The organism is Kribbella lupini, from assembly GCF_039529595.1.
Taxonomy (GTDB): Bacteria; Actinomycetota; Actinomycetes; order Propionibacteriales; family Kribbellaceae; genus Kribbella; species Kribbella lupini.
Genome location: NZ_BAAANC010000003.1, coordinates 567,128 through 585,605 on the forward strand (window position 1 = coordinate 567,128; position 18,478 = coordinate 585,605).

General features: G+C 65.0%; 9 protein-coding genes. 8 read left to right on the forward strand and 1 reads right to left on the reverse strand.

Going from position 1 to position 18,478, the window contains the following annotated elements; all coding sequences use genetic code 11:
* Window positions 1-82: 82 nt before the first annotated feature.
* On the reverse strand, window positions 83-277 hold the full coding sequence (locus tag ABD235_RS28875; protein ID WP_344179781.1) for a hypothetical protein: 195 nt from the start codon (window positions 275-277) through the stop codon (window positions 83-85).
* 653 nt (window positions 278-930) lie between these two features.
* Between ABD235_RS28875 and dpdE the strand changes: the two genes are divergently transcribed.
* The 8 genes from dpdE to dpdD are packed head-to-tail and all read left to right on the forward strand — an operon-like array spanning window position 931 to window position 18,278.
* Window positions 931-4,032, forward strand: coding sequence for a protein DpdE (gene dpdE / locus ABD235_RS28880; protein WP_344179784.1), 3,102 nt, complete (start codon window positions 931-933; stop codon window positions 4,030-4,032).
* A complete protein-coding gene (gene dpdF, locus ABD235_RS28885; protein ID WP_344179786.1) occupies window positions 4,032-6,557 on the forward strand; it encodes a protein DpdF in 2,526 nt (841 codons plus the stop codon). Before dpdE ends, dpdF begins: the two co-directional genes overlap by 1 nt.
* Before the next feature lie 4 nt (window positions 6,558-6,561).
* On the forward strand, window positions 6,562-7,464 hold the full coding sequence (locus ABD235_RS28890) for a hypothetical protein (RefSeq protein ID WP_344179788.1): 903 nt from the start codon (window positions 6,562-6,564) through the stop codon (window positions 7,462-7,464).
* Entirely contained in the window at window positions 7,461-10,535 is a 3,075-nt protein-coding gene (locus ABD235_RS28895; protein WP_344179791.1) for a hypothetical protein, read from the forward strand. Before ABD235_RS28890 ends, ABD235_RS28895 begins: the two co-directional genes overlap by 4 nt.
* Before the next feature lie 3 nt (window positions 10,536-10,538).
* On the forward strand, window positions 10,539-11,222 hold the full coding sequence (locus ABD235_RS28900) for a hypothetical protein (RefSeq protein ID WP_344179792.1): 684 nt from the start codon (window positions 10,539-10,541) through the stop codon (window positions 11,220-11,222).
* On the forward strand, window positions 11,219-15,595 hold the full coding sequence (gene dpdJ, locus ABD235_RS28905) for a protein DpdJ (RefSeq protein WP_344179794.1): 4,377 nt from the start codon (window positions 11,219-11,221) through the stop codon (window positions 15,593-15,595). Before ABD235_RS28900 ends, dpdJ begins: the two co-directional genes overlap by 4 nt.
* 5 nt (window positions 15,596-15,600) lie before the next feature.
* Complete coding sequence (gene dpdK / locus ABD235_RS28910) at window positions 15,601-16,122, forward strand: phospholipase D-like domain-containing protein DpdK (RefSeq protein ID WP_344179796.1); 522 nt, start codon at window positions 15,601-15,603, stop codon at window positions 16,120-16,122.
* Window positions 16,119-18,278, forward strand: coding sequence for a protein DpdD (gene dpdD, locus ABD235_RS28915; protein ID WP_344179798.1), 2,160 nt, complete (start codon window positions 16,119-16,121; stop codon window positions 18,276-18,278). The genes dpdK and dpdD overlap by 4 nt, the downstream gene beginning before the upstream one ends.
* Window positions 18,279-18,478 lie beyond the last annotated feature (200 nt).

Below are 18,478 nucleotides of genomic sequence, written 5' to 3' on the forward strand. Positions count from 1 at the left end.
CCCCATCCCATCAGACGCCACCGACAAACCGCGAAACACACCCGCCGCGACGGTGAGTCGGTCGCTCAGCGGACAGCCACGGTCAGTCGCAAAGAGCCGAGACGAGGGCCCGCGTGAGCCAGGTCGTGTAGCGATCGAGCGGCCAGCCGCGGTTGAGGACCAGCAGCTCGTAGATCTCGACGGAGATGTAGGTCCACAGCAGGTCCCGGACCGCGTCAGCTTCGAGGTCCGCTCGGAGTTGACCGGTCGCGTGCAGGTGGGTGGCGACCATCGTCATCCCGGTGAGGCGCTCGGCGTGCGGGTTCTGCCAAACTTTCTCGAAGTCTCGTCGACGCGTTGGCCGTCGCAGATCAGGATCTGTGTACGCCGACTGACCGGGCCTGGCGCGCGGCCGCTGCCTCGGCAAACGGGGCGAGCTTGGCCGGTACGGCGGACTCGGCCCGGATCGCCCTCGGATCGTGACGTTCCGCCATTGGCACCGACTCGTCACCGAGTGGAGATGGGACCCTGACGCGAAGGCCGCGTTCTTATCGGTCGTCTCGGCATCGCCCGGGAGCGTTTGCGCGGCCGGACGCAAACTACCGAGTCGTCCGCATCAATCTGGACACTCGCGGCAAACCCGGTCACGAGGCTCGAACCGCCACCTTGCACGATATCGCCGAAGCCGTCGCCGTCCAGGTGGAGGTGACACACGTTGGCCTTCCGCTATGCCTGCTGACCCGGCCTCGCTAGCTCGATCGTCGAATTTTGTCGGCGGTCACTACTACGGTTCTTCGATGTGACCAGAATTGTTCGATCGGCGCGAAGGCATGTCCGGGCGCCACGCTTCGTGATAGCCTGGTGTGCTGTGCGAGCGAGCGTCTCACAAGTGAGTGACGAGTGGCAGCCCGGAGTTTTCCATAGAGGGTCCGACCTTTGGGAACCCGCACCGTGACCAAACCAGAATTTCAGCCTGCATCGCACTTCGTTGGGCGATGGTTGCGTTCCGAGGCGAACCCTGACTGGGGTTTCGGGTACTGCAAGGCTAAGCGCGGAGACTTGTATGTGTGCTCGTACGTCGACATCCCAGAAGTCGTCGAGCGGGAGGTCCTTGTCTCGCCTGCGGATCTGATTGATAGTCCAATCCCTAACGGCACCCGGGTTTGGGTTCGAGGTACTCCGTATGGCTGGCATGCCGGCGAGATCAGGATGCCTGCGACTTGGGGCCGCTACCACGTGGCATTAGTCGGAATACCACGACAGATCCTGCTATACCAAGATCAATTTTACGTGCGCTGGAACAGGCCCCTCGCCGACCCTGCTGCCGCTATTCAGCACGGTCTGACTGAAGCGCCCGTCTTTCACGAAGCGCGGTCTGAACTGCTCGCCGCTTTGGTGCGTCAGCGTCAGGTATTCCGCGGACTGTCGGGTGTGGCGTCTGCTCCGATAGGCCTCTACCACCACCAGATTGACACGGTGGCACGCGTGCTGGCCGACCCGGTTGTCCGCTATTTGCTTGCAGACGAAGTCGGACTGGGCAAAACGATCGAGGCCGGTCTAGTCATTCGCCAGATGATGATTGACGATCCGCATGCCGAAGTGCTGGTGCTCGTGCCGGACACGCTTGTTGGACAGTGGCTGAGCGAGTTGCACGACCGGTTAGCCCTTGGACCGCAGTTAGAAGCGCGGCGTCTAGTCGTTATGTCGCACGACGAAGCCGCGCACAACTTGAATGTCGATCACGTGTCGCTGGTGGTGATCGATGAGGCCCACAACATTCTTGAGAGCATCCCCGACGGCTCCGTCACTCATCGGGCACTGCTCGACGTTCCGGCGCTGTTGGCGCTCTCGGCGACGCCAATGCGCGGCGACCTCGGACTCTTCCGGCGATTGCTCGGCCTGGTTGATGCCATTGCGTTCGGCGACATCACCGAAGAATCGTTCCTTCGGCGTATCCACGAACGCGAACGTAGCGCCCGCGAGTTGCAGGTGCTGGGGTCGCATCGAGCGAGCCCCCGGCAGAAGCGCAGCGTCGTCGAGTCGTTGCGCGAGATGTTTGCCGGCGACCCGAACATCGACGACCTCGCGGCCGCGTGCGTCGACCTCGAGGATAACCTCGCGCCGGCCTGGATCGAACTCGCCGAGTACGTCCGCGAGACCTACCGCCTCAGTAGGCGGATGATCCGCCACCGCCGCGGGGGCGACCTGACCGATGGCTACGCGGTGGCCGGGCGGAAGCCGACGTACGTCAAACTCCAAGACCCTGCCCGCGCCGATGCCGACGAGTTCCTCGAACTGCTGCGCTGCGACCTGGTGGCCGGTCGTGACGACAGCCTCTACTCTCACGCAGTACTGCACGCTCTCGCTGGGCCGCTAGCACTGTGGGGGTTCCTCCGCGGCCGGGAAGCCCTGCCGCCCCACTCGCCGCAAGCGCCGCCCGAGGCCGTGCGCGCGCTCTTCGAGGCAACCGCCGCTCGACTCGAGATCACCGGTCTCGAGGCACGCATCGACGCGGCGATCGCGATCGTCCGGGAACGGGTCGAGCGCGGCTGCAAAGTCGTCGTCTCGTCGAGTTTCACCTCGGTCGCGAAGGAGTTCGAGGCGCGGCTGATCGACGAGGTTGACGACTTCTCGGTATCCCGGCACTACGTCGACTCTCAGGGGCACGTCCGTGACCACGCCGTGGCCGACTTCCTCAGCGGCAGTGGCGGCGTGCTGGTCACGGACCGCTCCATGGAGGAGGGACGCAACCTGCAAGAGGCGGAGGTGCTCGTCAACCTTGACCTCCCGCTCGACGCGAGCCGCCTTGATCAGCGGATAGGCCGCCTGGACCGGTACGCCGTCCGGCAGGAGCCCGCTGAGGTGGTCGTCTTCACCGAGCCGAGCAGTCCCTGGGTGACCGCGCAGATCCGTCTGCTCGGCGAGGGCACCGGCGTATTCGAAACGTCGATTTCGACCGGGCAACGGATGCTGGCAGACGTGCTCGACAGGGTCCGAAGCGCCTTGCTCGCCCGTGGCGTCGATGCTCTGGACTTGGATGTTGTGGCGCTACGGAAGGAACTCGACAACGAGCGAGATGACATCGAACTGCTCGAGGAGATGGAGTCGATCAGCGCCGCGGTGTCCTTTGGACATGATGCCTTCGCCGAACTGCTCGAATACGAGGATGGCGACGACGAGCCGCTGCGCCGGGCGGTCAAGCGACTGACGCAGGGCACTGGGTCGCTCGGCATGAAGCCGGTCGAGTCGAAGGACGGCGTCATCCGGTTCGGGGGAGCCAACTTCATCGGCCTGCCCGATGACCAGATCCCAGCTCTGCGCTCGCTGCTGCTGGCGCCGAAGACGTACTCGCGCCGGGTGGCAGCAGACCGAAACGCCGTCGCACCCTTTCGGATTGGTGACCCACTGGTCGAGTGGCTCGACGAGTACCTCCGCGTCGACGAGCGCGGTCGAGCGTACGCGGTCGTCCGGCCTGTCGCTGGGTTGACGACCCCGGCCTTCTGGCTGCATTGCGAGTTCCTGGCCGAGTTCAACGGCGCCCACCTGACCTGGGACGGCGCTGACCAGCGTCGGCTGGCCCGCCGCGGCGACGGTCTATTCCCGCCGTCGAAGTACAAGACCTGGACCGATCCGTATGGTGCGGCACCTGGCGATCTGGTCCGCAACACCCTCGACCTGCCCTTTGACAGCAGGCGCGACGAAGTAGTCCTGCGCGGCCCCATCTGGAAGCCAATCCTCGAGGAGTTCCCGGGTTGGGTTGAGTTGATCAAGCAGAGCGCCGACCAGGCCCGCGCCCTGGTGACCAACTCGGCCGACCTTGTCGAGCGAGTGGAACGGGGCCTGCGCGCCGCACACGAGGAGACCAGTCGGCGTGGCTCCATTCTGCGCGCCCGGTCGCTGCGACTGCCGACCGCACACGAGCGCGAGGCCGCGCAGATCGAGTTCGAGTTCGAGAAGGCGGCGGGCTCGGCGCTGATCGCCGGCATCGAGCAGCACTCGATCCAGGTGACGTCGTGCGGGGTCTGCGTGTTGTGGCCGGAGGAAGACTTTTGATGAACGAGGAGTCACGCGTCCTCGCCGCGCTGGCGGAGGGTGGGCCGTATCCCGTCGATTTCGATGACGACTTGCACCGGCGACTGATGGGGGCGCTGAACCACCGCGCCTCTACCTCACTCGACCTTGGCGTGCTGATGCGGCACCTTCTGCGCCGGTGGATGCTGCGCGACGGCCGCGCCGTGCCGGTCGACGTTCAAGCGGATGTGTCGAAGTCGTTGCGCGAAGTGGCGCTTGTAGCCGGTCTGCTGGAGACGGTACCGAACCGCTGGACAGCAAGCACTTGGTCGCCGGACTGGCTCGATGCCGACGGCGCGCCCTGCGACGGCGCCGCACTCGCCGGCACCAAGGCCGGGCTGCGGTTCCACGAGGACCCGTTGGTGGCTGACCCATTCTTCGCGGAGTTGACGCCGTTCGAGAAGTACCGGACCGCCGGCCAACGGGCCGCGTGTCGGGCTGCGATCTCCTCCCCTGAGGGTGCGACGGTCCTATGCATGCTGCCGACTGGGTCCGGTAAGACCGAGATTGCCCTGACGCTCTCGGCTCGCAAGAAGTCCGGTGTCACGGTCATCATCGTGCCGACGTCGGCCCTGGCGGCTGACTTCGAACGGCGCTTCCGCGAGCATTACGCTCAGATGTACCCCCGGATCAAGCCGGAATCGTTGCACTTCGCCTGGACGTCACACACACCGGATTCCGTCAAGGCCACGATGAAGGACCTGATCGGCAAGGGGCAACAGCCGATCGTCGTCACCTCGCCGGAGTCGATGACCCGGAGTTTGCGTCAGACGATGATGTGGGCCGCCGAAACCGGACGCTTCCGCGGGTTCGTGATCGACGAGGCGCACCTCGTCTCGCAATGGGGCCGATCGTTCCGCCCAGAGTTTCGCACGCTGGCAGACTTCCGCCGAGACCTGCTGAACCGTGCTGCTGAGTACAGGCACGACCGCGCCGTGACGCTGCTGCTCAGTGCGACTCTGGGTGCTCCAGAAATGAGCGACTTGCTCATGCTCTTCGGGGAGCCCGGCCCGTTCACGCCGATCATCGCGAACGCGCTGCGGGCCGAGCCGGATATCTGGATCGCCCGCTCCGACAACTCCGAGTTGCGCGCCGAGCGGGTATTCGAGGCACTCGCGCATGTGCCGCGACCGGCAGTCTTGTACGTCACGGCGCCCCAGAATGCCGACGAGTGGGCTGACAAACTTCGAGCCCGCGGCTACGGACGCATCGCTGTCGTGACGGGTGAGACCACCGGTGGTGAGCGCACGCGGGTGCTGAGTCAGATCCGAGCCGATTCACCGGACGGTGTTGCCATCGACCTCGTCGTGGCAACCTCGGCGTTTGGCCTGGGCATTGACTATCCCGGCATCAGGAGCGTCGTGCATGCTTGCCTCCCTGAGACCGTGGACCGGTGGTACCAGGAAATCGGTCGTGGTGGCCGTGACGGGTATGCGAGTGCCGAGTTCCTGCTCACCGCACCTATGGACCGCGACGAGGCAGGAAGTCTGGCGGTCAAAATCCTGGGGTCCAAGAAGTCCGCAAAGCGCTGGAACAATCTGTGGAACCACCGGACCATCAAGGATGGGACCGACTACATCAACTTGGAGAGCACGACCGGGGTCGGCAAGGGCGACTACAACCGGTTCTGGAACGCTCAACTCATCCAGGGCCTGGTGGAACTGAGGCAACTCTCGCGGCGACTGGTCGGCGTCGATGAGTTGCATGACCTGCTCGTCGGGGATGACGCGACTACGTCCGACTGGGTGGCGGTCGACCTGATCTCTGCGGAGTTGAATGCACCCGGTTTCTGGAACACGCAATGGGAGCAGTGGCGAGCGCGGGAGTCGGAGCACTCACGCACCGCCCTCGCCAGCATGACTCAGGTCGCCAACGGTTCGTTGCGCGCGTGCGACGGCATCGCTGAGGCATACGCACCGGATTCTGCGCTGAAACGGGTCTGGGCGGACCGGCTGCGGTGGATGAAGCCGATCGGTCCCTGTGGTCGCTGCCCGGGGTGCCGTGCCGCGAAGGTGGCCGTCCAGGTCGACCCACCGCCGCGGCCCCGGCAGATCTGGGCGACCGGCGTCGCGCTCAGCGAGGGGCTGCGCTCATTCGCGGCCGCGGCACGCGGTCATCACGGCCTGGTCGTTCTCGTCGAGCGACCGGGGGAAAACCTGGGCGACGCATTGGCGGCGGCCTTGGTGCGCGACGGTGTGCAGCACATAGCCGGCGCCTTCGCCCAACTGCCGATCCCGCCGCTCGGCGTTCCTCTCTTCCGGGACGACGCGCCGTTAACGTCCGAGAACTTGGCGCCGGTTTCGAGTTTCTCGCGCTTCGGCGCCGAGGATTCGGTCTCGCGCTCGTGGCTGGCGCGCCGGGCAGCGCCGCGACGCGACGCCGCGGGCCACGACCTGGTCGACGTCCTGCTCGTCCCGGACGGAGCCCGCATCGGTGGGACTGAAATTGGACGCGAGATTCCCATTTCGCTGGGGGCGACCGCTCTTGAATTGCTGAGAAAGGCTTAGAGTCGTGGAGTACTTGAAGGGCACGGCAAATGCGAGTGCGGGCGCGATTTACTTGGTTTGTCGCTACCTGACGCGGTTCGGGACTGCACTCACCGGGACTGAAATCCGGAGCGCGCTACGGCCATTTCCTGAACATCGGGTGGCTGACGAGGAACCCAAGGACACCGACCTGCTCGGAAGTTCGCTGAAACTGGCTGCAGGGATCGGCCTGATTCACGAGCACGCGAATTCCGGCTGGACCGTAGACTCGCCGATCGCCGAAGGGCTCAGGGCAGCCGGTGATGATGGGATCCGGTGGTTCCGCTCTGAACTCCTCCGCAGGATAAACGCCGAGGCGTTGGATGCGTTGGCAAACCGGGGGAAGGCGGCGGACCTGGTGCTCGGCATGGCGTGGTTCCTGCAGCAGGACCCCCTCAAACCGCTGGGGACGACGTACGGGAATGGCGCGGAGGCATCGATCGGCAAGTTGGCGCACACCGACGGGACGCTGGTCAATGCGGTGGTGGGCTCGGAACAGTGGCGGCCGTTCCTGCGCTGGATCCTTGCGCTCGGTTTAGCGCGCAACGTCGATGTGCCGGGAGCCAAGGTGGTCGTGGCCGACGCGTCGACTGCGATCGCGGACTCTCTGAGCCAACTCCCGACGAGCGAGCGCGCCAAGGACTGGCTCAACGAACTGCAAATCCGCCTCCCGATCTTTGGTGCCACGGCCCTGCTTGCCGCGCTACCCGCGCCGCGAGCAGGCTGGCATGACATCCCCCCGGCCGTTTCATTAGGCCTGCTCAAACTTGAGAAGCGTGGAGTTATCAAGATGGAGTCCGCGGACGACGGTCGGGGGGTCGTCACAGTCGGACTCGGCAATAACCCTCGACAGGTCGGCATCATCACGGTAACAGGAGCAGTGGCATGAGTGCCGAGACAATGGAGAAGTTCCGATGCTGGAGCGGCGAGAAGGTCGCAGGCACCGTGTTCTCGGACATCGGTGCACTTGCCAGTGACGCAGACGCAATCTTCTTGGCGGCACATACCCCGGTTGAGTTGGATCGGAAGAAGGGCACCGAGATAGATCCGGACGCATCGGGTGAGACGCAAGTGTTGGCAGCGCTTTTGAAAGATGTCGGCGATGAAGCACGCAACACCTTGATCGCTGTCACCGGCGAGTCCGGGAGCGGCAAGAGTCACGTCGTTCGCTGGGTGAACGCGCACGTTAGCAGGGACGACGACCGGTACCGCGTACTTTACGTCCCCCGTGCGGTCCAGACCCTGCGCGCGCTGCTGCATAGGATCGTGTCGGACCTCCCCGGGGTCGAGGACACCGATCTCCTGGATCGGGTCGATGCCGCCATGGGGAAGGCCAGCCCGGGCGAGATTAAGGACCGTCTGGTCAACGAGATGCGGATCGCCCTGAACTGGGCAATCCAGCCGCGACCCGCCGAAGATGGCGAGACTCACGCGGAAGCTCAGGCACGCGAGGATCGGAACAACATCCTCGGCATCCCGGACGAGCAAGGCAAGCGCCGTGATGGGTTGGCCGATCTCCTCGAAGAGCCACTGATCAGCAGGGCACTCCTGCGCGAGGGTGGCCGACTGGACCGTCTCGTCGCGTCGTACTACGACGAGACATCGCGCCGCGACTTCAGCGAGGAACGGTTTGGCGAGGAGGATCTGCCGGTCCGCGTCGCCGGTATTCGGCGTGCGCTGAGGAGTCGCCCTGATCTCGAGGAACTGTGGTCGATGATCTCGGCCGACTCCACCGACGCACTGTCGCTCCTCGAGGACGCCTTGCGCCAGGCAGTCCCGGCGACTCTTGGACTGCGTTCGACCGCGGGCGGTGACACGCTAGATGGGCTGTTCCGGCGGTCCCGCCAGATTTTGAAGTCAGAAGGTCGCGAACTCATCCTCATCTTCGAAGACCTCACCCAGTTCGGCCTGGTTGATGGCGAGTTATACGACCAGTTCGCTACCGCCCCGAGCGGCGACGTCGCGCCACTGCGGGTCGTGTTCGCGGTCACCGACGGAGCTTTCGACCGCATGGAAAAGACCGTCTCGACCCGTGTGACGCACATCTTCAAGGTCGGTGGCTCAGCAGTGTCAGATCCACAGAAGTTCGTGGGTCGGTACCTCAACCTGGTCCGTGTCGGCGGCCCTCGCACCCAACTGCTGTGGGACGAGGGAGGGCAGAAGGCCGACACGCCATGGATGGAGAATGCCTGCGCGACACGCAACGCGGGCCAGGCATGTGAGTTCCTTGACACCTGTCATCGGTCGTTCGGCAAGGTTGCGATTGACGGCCTCGGCGACGTGGGTCTCTATCCCTATAGCGAGTCCGCGCTGCGTCGAGCGATCACGTTCTTGGGCGACGAGGGCACGCCCCGCTTGGTCCTCGACGAGTGCATCTCGACCAACCTGACTGAGGCTGATCCACGTATTGCCGATGGCACCTATCCACACGAGCGCGTCGCGGAACGCTTCGACGGACACGTCACGGTGAGCCCGGACGTCTTGGCTGCCGGGGTGCCTGCGTCCGAGCGGGATCGCACCTATCGCGCCCGGCTTATCTGGGGCGATGAGCGATTGCCGCTTGCGCCCGGGATCGAAGAGGCCTTCTCCTTGCCCAGGGGCGGGGAGACCGTCGGCGTGCCTCCGCCCGAAGAGGAGCCCCAGAAGGAGAAGGAGTGGGGGATCGAGACCGTCGTTCCGCCGAAGCCGAGCCCGCTCGAGCCGCTGTGGCAATGGCAGAACGGCACCGGTGTTCTCAGCGAGAACGAAGTGAACTTCTACCGCCAGACATTGCTGGCGCTCACGCAGTCACGTCTGCAGTTGGACCAAGAGTTGGTGCACATATTTGAGGGCCGGGGCAAGGCCCTGCTGACACAGAGGGTCTTGAACCAGACGTCGTTCCATTTCGAGGGTGCTCGAGGCGCCCGCGCAGGCGGCAGCAGCGTGGCGTTCGACCTGAAGCCGACCTCAGAGACCGTGCGAATCCTGGTTGCGGCAAGATGGTTCCGCGACCACGGTCATTTCGTGGCGGACGATGAGAAAGCCACCTGGAAATGGCCGTCCGGCTTTGCAGCCGATGAGCTAATGGTCGAGCTTGAGGCTCAGTTGGACGAGTGGGCCGACGCCGCGAAAGAGAGGTTCTTGGAACTGTCGGGAGGCTCCGCCCTTGCCGGCGATGCTGTTGGCCTGCGAGCGGTCGCGCTGCTCGCCGTAGGTCAGAGCCCTGATGCTCTGGCTTCCACCGATGCCGTCCTGGCGATTCCGAACCGACCAGTGGGTCAAGTCAGTGACACCTGGGGCGCCGTACAAGAGGCTGCCGAGCACGTGCTGGAGTTCGATACCAGCACATACGTTGCGGAGTTCGCCGCCGTGCGTCAAGGCTCGGACGGCCGGCCTCAACTGATAGACACTATGGAAATTGACCGCGCACTAGTTGCGTGGATGGCCGATCCGGCGAGAGAGCTCAAGCGGGTGGCTACGGCGCAGACGGATCCCGAACTCGCGCTCCGCGCAGGAAACCTGCTCACTACTCTGATCAGTGCCGAGGAGCGCGAACGTCATGCGATCGAGGCAGCGTCGAAGTCGCTGACCGACGATCTGGAGGGGGCGCTCCCGGCTGCGGTTGCCGACCGAGCTCTGCAGATCGGCGGCACGGCGAAGGACTCGGGGCACTTCCGACCGTCCGATGCCTGGGGCAGGTTCAGTCGCGCCGTTCAATTGCTCGAGGACCACAAGGGCCCGTTGCAGCCGGCCTCAATCGGCGTTGGGCCTGCCGGGGTGCTTCGGGCTCAGAGTGCGGGTCGCCGACTGATGGTGCTTGCTCGCGCGCTCACCTTAGTAAGGGACGCGATGAAGGAGACCAAGAACGAGTGCAACCGATCGGGGGGCGCTGCTGGCGATGTCGAAGGTCTGCGCACTGCCGTCAAGGCACAGGTCGCTGATCTCGACGCCATCGTCAACAAGCTCGCCGGGAAGGCCTGACCGATGACCACGATGCCGACATGGCTGACCGAAGCTGCCGAAGCAGTGACCGCCGCTACGGACTCGGCCAAGGTGCAGACCCAACTCGACACCCTGACCGAAGCCCAGCGCGACCTCAGCGTCCATCTCTCCAAGTTGACCGCGCTTAGCACTGCGACGACCGCGGGTGGGGGAGCATGGTTCGCGGGATGCACCGCGTCGCCGCAGATCTTCGATGCACTCAAGGCCGCGGCCAAGGCGCCGTCCCAGGGCACGCTGGGGACACTCAACCGCACCCTACACCCGTTCGTGACCGCAGCCGAGAACGCGGTGCTCGCCGGCTGGCGTTCCTACAGTGAGGCGCGCATCGGTGCCGTGCCGGACCTGTTGCAGTTGGCGGGCACGCTGTCCGGAGTGGCCAGCGTCGCGCCGTTAGCGGCTGCCTTAGCCGAGGTGCTGGTGCAACTCGTTCCTGCGACCAACAAATTCCCAACTCCCGCAGCGTTCGACCTGCTCGACGAGGCCGAGACGCGGCGGAAAGCTTTGGAGGCCGCCCTCCAGCCCGCCAGCGTCCGCCAGTTCCTTTCGGCCGTGGCGCGCGGCGGAGCATCGTTGAACATGCTGGGCGACGACGTCCGAGCATGGCTGTCGGCGAACCAGGCCGAGAGCAACTTCAAGATCATGGCGGGGAGTCCGACCGAGGGATGAACGACATTCAGATAGCGCTGACCGCCCTAGAACTACGCGAGGCCGAACTGCTCTCCTGGGGCGCGGTCGGTGCGCAGTGGACGCGCGGGGAAGCGGTGGCCGTCCTGGCCGAGCATGGGGACGGCGAGGCGCTGTTCACCGATCTGGAGCAGCGCGGGCTGCTCGTTCGGACGCCGACCGACGGGTACCGGACCCGCAGTGCGGAGACGATGCGGCTGTTAGCGACGCTGCGCCAGGCGTTCCGCGGCGACCGGATCCTCAACGGCCGACCGCTGGTGCTCGACTACCGTTTCCTGCAGCGCCCGCTCCGCCGCCCGCGTCGGGCCATCAATCGCGCCGACTTCGTCGCTGCTCTCGGGGACGCGACCGGCGTCCGCGGCCTAGCCACTCTTGCTGCGTTGGCGCCGCCGACGCTGTCGGCCTTCCAGCAGCGCTCCACCGCCTCGATCTTGACGGCGCTCAACTCGCCCAACCCGCGTGCCGGGGTCGTCATCACCGCTGGCACGGGCAGTGGTAAGACGCTGGCGTTCTACCTGCCCCTGTTCGCTTGGCTCACGGACAATGTGCAGCCCCAGTCGGGTAAGACCACGGCTCTCGCGTTGTATCCCCGGAACGAACTCCTCAAGGACCAACTGCAGACTCTGGTCGGGCTGTCGCTCGACCTTGCTGCGCGCGTGCCCGGCTCGACGCCGCTGAGTATCGCAAGTTGGTTTGGTCCGACGCCGCGGGCTTCCTTTTACATCGCCGATCACTGGAGTCTCCAGGGCGCTGGCTACCTGTGCCCCTACCTGCGCTGCCCGACCTGCTCCGGTGACTTGATCTGGCCCAAGGCGGCGGTGAACGCCAAGAAAGAACGCCTGGAGTGCGTGGACCCGTCCTGCGCGACGGCGATCCCCGGCAGCGTACTCCGGCTGACCCGGGACTCGGCGCAGAAGAAGCCCGCCGACATCATGCTCAGTACGACCGAATCGCTGAACCGGCAACTGTCGGTGCCGATGAACCTGCGTGCCTTCGGTATCTCCATGCAGAGCCTCAAGGCTGTGCTGCTCGATGAGATCCACACCTACGAGGGCACGACCGGCGCCCAGAACGCGATCCTGCTGCGTCGGCTCCGCAAAGCCCTCGGTAAGCACGTCGTCTGGGCCGGGTTGTCCGCGACGCTGACCGACGCGGGCGACTTCTTCGGTCGGCTGGTCGATCTGAACCCGGGTGATGTCACCGTCATCGAGCCCTCGTTCTCCGAGCTCGAGGAGTCAGGCGCGGAGTACCTGGTGGCACTGCGCCATGATCCGCACAGCAGCACCGGCCCCCTTTCTGCCTCCATCCAGGCAGCCATGTCGCTCTCGCGCAGCCTCGACGTCCTGCACGGCAATCCGTTCAATCCGCCGATCGATTCCGAAGGGCTGGTGGGCACGCGGCTGTTCACGTTCACCGACAAACTCGACAGCACGAACCGGTTGTATTGGGACCTTCTCGACGCCGAGGGGTGGTCCTGGCCGGGCCGTCCGAATCCGACCCACAACCCGCACACGCTGGCGCACCTGCGCTCCCCGAGCCAGGACCAGTTGGCGATCGGGCAACGGCAACCGCCCGACGAGCGTGACCAGGACGGCCAATTGTGGTGGCTCGCGGAGTTGCTAGGTCACGACATCGATGGCGACGTCCAGAAGAAATTGGACCGCACCAGTTCTCAGGACAGCGGCGTCGCGACCGACGCAGACATCGTGATCGCGACCGCCAGCCTCGAGGTCGGCTTCGACGACGACCGCGTCGGTGCGGTGCTCCAACACAAGGCGCCGCACGACGTCGCGCAGTTCCTGCAGCGCAAGGGGCGCGCCGGCCGAAATGCCGCCACTCGCCCGTGGACAGTGGTCGTGCTGAGCAACTTCGGCCGGGACCGTGACGCATGGGACGCCTACGACACGCTGTTCAGCCCGACCGTCCCGGCCCGGTCGCTGCCTATTGAGAACCTCTACGTGCTACGGATCCAGGCGGTCTACAGCCTGCTCGACTGGCTGGCCCAGGAACTCGATCTCCGATACGAGAGTTCGTGGACGCTGGCCAGCGGCCCGGCAGAACTGCTCCACCCGAACAATGCCACGAAGGTGCCGGAGACAAGAGCGCTCCAGGCCGCGATGACCGACCTTTTGAGCCGCCTCCTGCGCGATGGGACCGAGCGCGGCCTACTGCGTCGGCACCTGCGCCGGAGTTTGGCGCTCGGCGACGGACCACACGCCGACCGGATCCTGGAGCAGATCTTCTGGGAAGCTCCCCGCCCGCTGCTAACCAGCGTGATCCCGACGCTGCGTCGGCGCCTGGTCGATCAATGGGTCGGCGAGCGTCCGGCGCCCGACGACTCCGGTCTGAAGCACCGGACGCCGTTGCGTGACTTCGTCCCGGGCAACCTCTTCGACGAACTCACGGTGCCGGACGTTGCGTTCTCGGTGCCGTGGGTGGGGAACGAAATTCGCAGCGAGCAACTGCCTGCTCTGCGCGCGATCCGCGAGTTCCTCCCCGGCAATGTGTCGCGTCATTTCGGGGTATGGGCCACGCACAAACGGCATTGGGTGCCTCTCCCCGAAGACAGGGATGCCGACGGCGCCCGCTGGGTCGACGTGGCCACTTACAGCGGTATCCCGGTCGACGATGTCCAGGCCGACGGTCAGACCGTCGCTGTGTACGCGCCGCTGGCGGTCACGTTGTCAGCAGTCGACTCGAACATCTCCGACTCTTCGTCTATGCGGGCGAACTGGAAGTTCACGGTTATGCCGTTGGGCGCCGGTGTTTCGCTGAATCTACCGTCTTCGGTGACTACGCTGATCTCGCACCTCTCATCGCACCTGCACGTTCAGGGCGGTGGCGTCCGATTGATGCGCTACACCACCGAGGCGACCGGAGTGCTGCGGATCAATGGCGCGCCGCGGGTTGAGCGGATCCGCTTCGGCAAGCGCGACGGGGCTGACTTCGTGCCCGCCGCACTCGGCGTGGAAATCCACTGCGACGCGCTGATCGGGCATGTCCTCGTCCCTGGGTTCACCGGCGCTCCGAGCGCCGACGAGCGTGCAGCCTGGATGGAGCACCAGATCATGACCGGCGACGCCTTCCCCGCCGACATGATCTCCTTCGACCGCAGCGCCATCGCCGAAGTCCTCCGGACCGTCGCAGTTACCTGGGCCGGAGTTCGTCAGGACCCACCCGACCAGGTGGCTTTCGCTAGAGAGTTGATCACAACCTCGGAGCTGCTCGGTGTCACCCGCGAGAACGTCGACAGTGCGGCCGCGGATTGGCTGCAGGACGCATCCGTGCAGCGACTGCTGTTGGACCTCCTGGTCGCCGCCCGTGCCGCCGAGCGTTCGGAGTCGTGGCTCGCCTGGCTCCGGCGCAGGTACACCCTGAGCGCAGCGAACCTGCTGCTCACGTCGCTGACCAGTTGGGGGTCCGGGGTCGACGCGGACGAGTTGACCGTCGACCTCCATCCCGACGACGAGAGTCGGTTTGTGATCTCCGAGCAGTCGCCCGGCGGTACGGGTCAGATCGAGGCGTTGTCCCGGGCGGTCGCCGAGAACCCGGACAACCTTGGGATGACTCTCCGTGACGCGATTAGGCCGTCCGAACTGGAGATGATGGACACCGAGTTGCGGTCCTTGCTGGCCGCGGCCGACAACGACGTCGCCGGCGCGATCCAGGTACTCACGAGCGCTTGGCGCGACGGCCACCAGGCAGTACGGGCCGCGACGAGGCAGTTGGAGACTGCGCTGCGCGGGGTTGGAGTCGAACTGGGTCATGCCGCCCGCACGGCGCTCGCGACCCGGCTCGTCGGCCCTGGCGCGCACGCGGGGCTCATCGACGAGATCTCGGTGTGGATGAGCCTGCGCGACCGATCGCTCGCCGACAGCGGCTTCGCGATCGATCCCCGCACCCTCGCCGTATTGCTCGCCGACCGGACCGAAGCCGACCCGTACCTCCGGCTGCAGCACCCCACCCGAGTCGAACGTGCCCGGGCGATCAGCAATCTGCTCTGGCCGTGGGGCGAGAGCACCCGGTCGGTGGCGTCGTACAACCCGTATGCGCCCTTCCTCGCGACCGCCGTTGACGGGGTCCGCGACCATTGGTCGCCTCCGGTGACGGTCCTGGACGTCACAACCTGGAACGACGAGGCACGGCGGACGGTGCACGTCGAACTGGCGCGCTCTCGGGAAGCGATCGTGCGGGTCCGCAAGACGGAGAGGGGGCAGTTGCGCGAGGTGATCCTCGACCTAAACACCGTGCCCGTCGAGGTCGGTCCGTTGATGTTCCACCCCCGTGTCACAGCGGTGAGCGAGGTCGGCGAGCACGTCGAAGCACGGATTCTGCTGCCGGAGGCATGGTTGTGAACCGAGTGATCCGCAAGTCCCAGACCACCAGCGTCCGCGAAGCCGCCGACCTCCTCGCCGGTCTGTTTGCCGCCGAACTCGCGGCTCCCGGCAAGTGCCTGTGGTTGGTGTCGCCGTGGATATCTGACGTCGATCTGATCGACAACTCGGCGGGCACATTCAGCGTCCTCTCGCGCTTCGGGAAGAGGCGGGTCCGGCTGACCGAGATCTTGGTGTCGATCGCGAGTCGCGGCTGCCATGTCGTGGTAGGCACGACGACCGCCCCGCACAACACGCGCTTCGTCGAGCGGCTGGCCCTACTAGGGGCCGATCTGCGCATCGCGGATCGGATCACGATCGCTATCGACCCGTCGGAGCATCTGCACACCAAGGCGATCACCGGCGACGACTTCGCCCTGTCCGGGAGCATGAATATCACATACAACGGCATCGAGGTCCGCGAGGAGATGATCCAGTTGCGCCTGGATCAGAAGTACGTAGCCCAAGCCAAGATGGATGCCTTCGATCGGTTCGGTGGAGTACTGTGAGCCTGGAGGCAGCAGCGCAGGTCCTGGTCGGCGACTATTCGGCATACGCCGACATGGGCGACCGCATCGAAGGCCTGGTAGCAAAGCAGGTCGAGGCGTTCGTCCCGCACCGGAGCAACTGGCTGATTCTGCCCTGGCAGCCGCCGACAGGGCCTGCCGGGTTCTACCTCTTCTCTGAAGACCGTGAGGGGCAGCGTCGGGGACGCGAGGTGATCAGCGGCTTTCTCGGCCCCAATGTCGCCCGCTTGGTATCATCGCCGGACGATCAGATCGAGGCGCTGTTACCCAAGGCGTGGGCCGAGACCGGGCTGACCAAGACTTCCCTGATTCATCGCACGCAGCATGCAACTCGGGCAGACATGCTGACGCGCCTCGAGGACCTCGTCGCCACAATCGCGGGACGGCCGGCCACCATTGAAGAGGCACACCCGACCCATGTCGATCTCCTGCGTGACGTACGACTTGCGATGCTCAGCAGGGACGCACAAGCTGCACAGCGCCTATTCGACCAGTTGGTGTTGACTGGGCACTTGAGCGCCGAGAACCTCCGTTTCCTCACGATCGAACTTCACGCCTGTTTCGGACGCTGGCAGGAGATGGCAAACCTGCCGTACATCTCCGTTTTGATGCAGGCTCGCCGCCCGCGCATGGTGACTGAATCGATGCTCCAGATGATCTGGTGGACTCAGATCGTCTCGCACCTTGGGCTGTCCTCGGTCGCGAGTGCGTTCGCATCCCAGAACGTGCTCAGCAGGTACGGCAGCATCCTGCGCTCGATCGAGGTGCCGTCGACGCCGGAGGGGCGGATACTCGCTTATCTCACCGCGCTCGCTGATGAGGACAGCAAGCGGCAGCACGCCATCCGGCGCGCTGTATCCAGCCCGGACGAGGAGGCAGGACTCGCCACTCTCACAGCACCGCTGCCGGTTCCTCCGCCGGGGGAGTCCGAGCCAATGCCTGAGTTCGCAGCAGTCCGAGCCGCGTTCGACAGTGGTCGGCTCAAGCATGTGGTTGATCTCTTCCTGACACAACCTTCCCCAGCAGACGCCGACTTCGCCGTCCAAGCCATCCTCGACCTGGATGGACACGTCGATGCTGCAAAGGTGCTGACTATTGTCCGGGAATGGGTAGCCGACGGTCGCTTGAATCCCGGCCGTCGTTTGGCGAGTGACATTACCGCCTTGGACCACCTTGTCTCAGGGGTGACGGCAGGTTGGGTCGAGTGGGCTGGGCGGATTGGCGCTATAAATGCGTGGGAGGATGCTGCCTCGACGCTCCGGAACCAGCATGCAGGATGGGCGCCGTTGGGCAGCCTTCCGGCCGGACAGGTCCTAATGGTCGCGGAGGGGGTCCTCGGCGCCATCGGCTCAACGAATGAGCAACAGTTGCGTGCCAGCCTCGACGTCTTGTGCCGAGTGGCGGCGGAGGTCGTGGACTACCCCTCCTGTGCACCATTCACAGACATGGTGCTGGAGTTTCTCGCGATTCAAGACAATGTGAGTGCGCAGGTCCGGGACGCATACGTCACTTTGTTCGAGGCGATCCTAGAAGCCGGCCCCTCAGCGCCGACCTACGACGCCGTGCTGACGCGGACCACCGAACTGTGGGAGCGGATCAAAGCGCGCCAGCATGTCGACTGGGCGTTGGAGATCCTCGACGCGACCGCTGGCGCTAGTTCACCTGCGCAAGGTCGACGGGACGCGTTCGGCGTCGCTGTAATTGGCTACTTGCGGTCACTTGATCGGTTGGATCTTCGACAGCGGGTCGAAATCGAATCTCTAGCGACCGAGTATGGTTTGATTGCCTTGGGCCTAGAAGATGCGGCCAGTGCCGCCGATACGCCAGTTTGGTCCAAGCTCGATGGGACTGTCGTCGGACTGTATTCACTCTTGTCACAGGCTGTGCCACGGTTCAGCAATCGACTGTTCGCGCTGTGCACCCCGAAAGAGATCGTGGGCAACACGGACACCACGGCGACACGCGCTCTCATCCATTTAGCGGAACGCGCTGACCACCTGGTGGTAGACACCTGGCATGCGGCACATCAGGCCACCGACGCGATCGACGATGTCCGCCCGAGGTCACGACAGGTAATGCCTCAACAACGCGGCGTTACAGGCTTTCTCCGGGCCCTTGAGAACAGCTTGGAAGCTTAAGCCACCATCTCACGGATGTTAGCGGTTCCGGCGGAGACGTCAGCGAAGGCGGCAGCACATATGGATACCAGCATCCGGATCGCGTCCGCGCATCTTGACCTGGATGAGTAGCAGGCGGTCGTCTTCCTCCAGCAACGGGCACTTAACCGCCGTCTCACCATCGTCCAACGGTAGAGATGAGGACTTGTAGTAGACGGCGG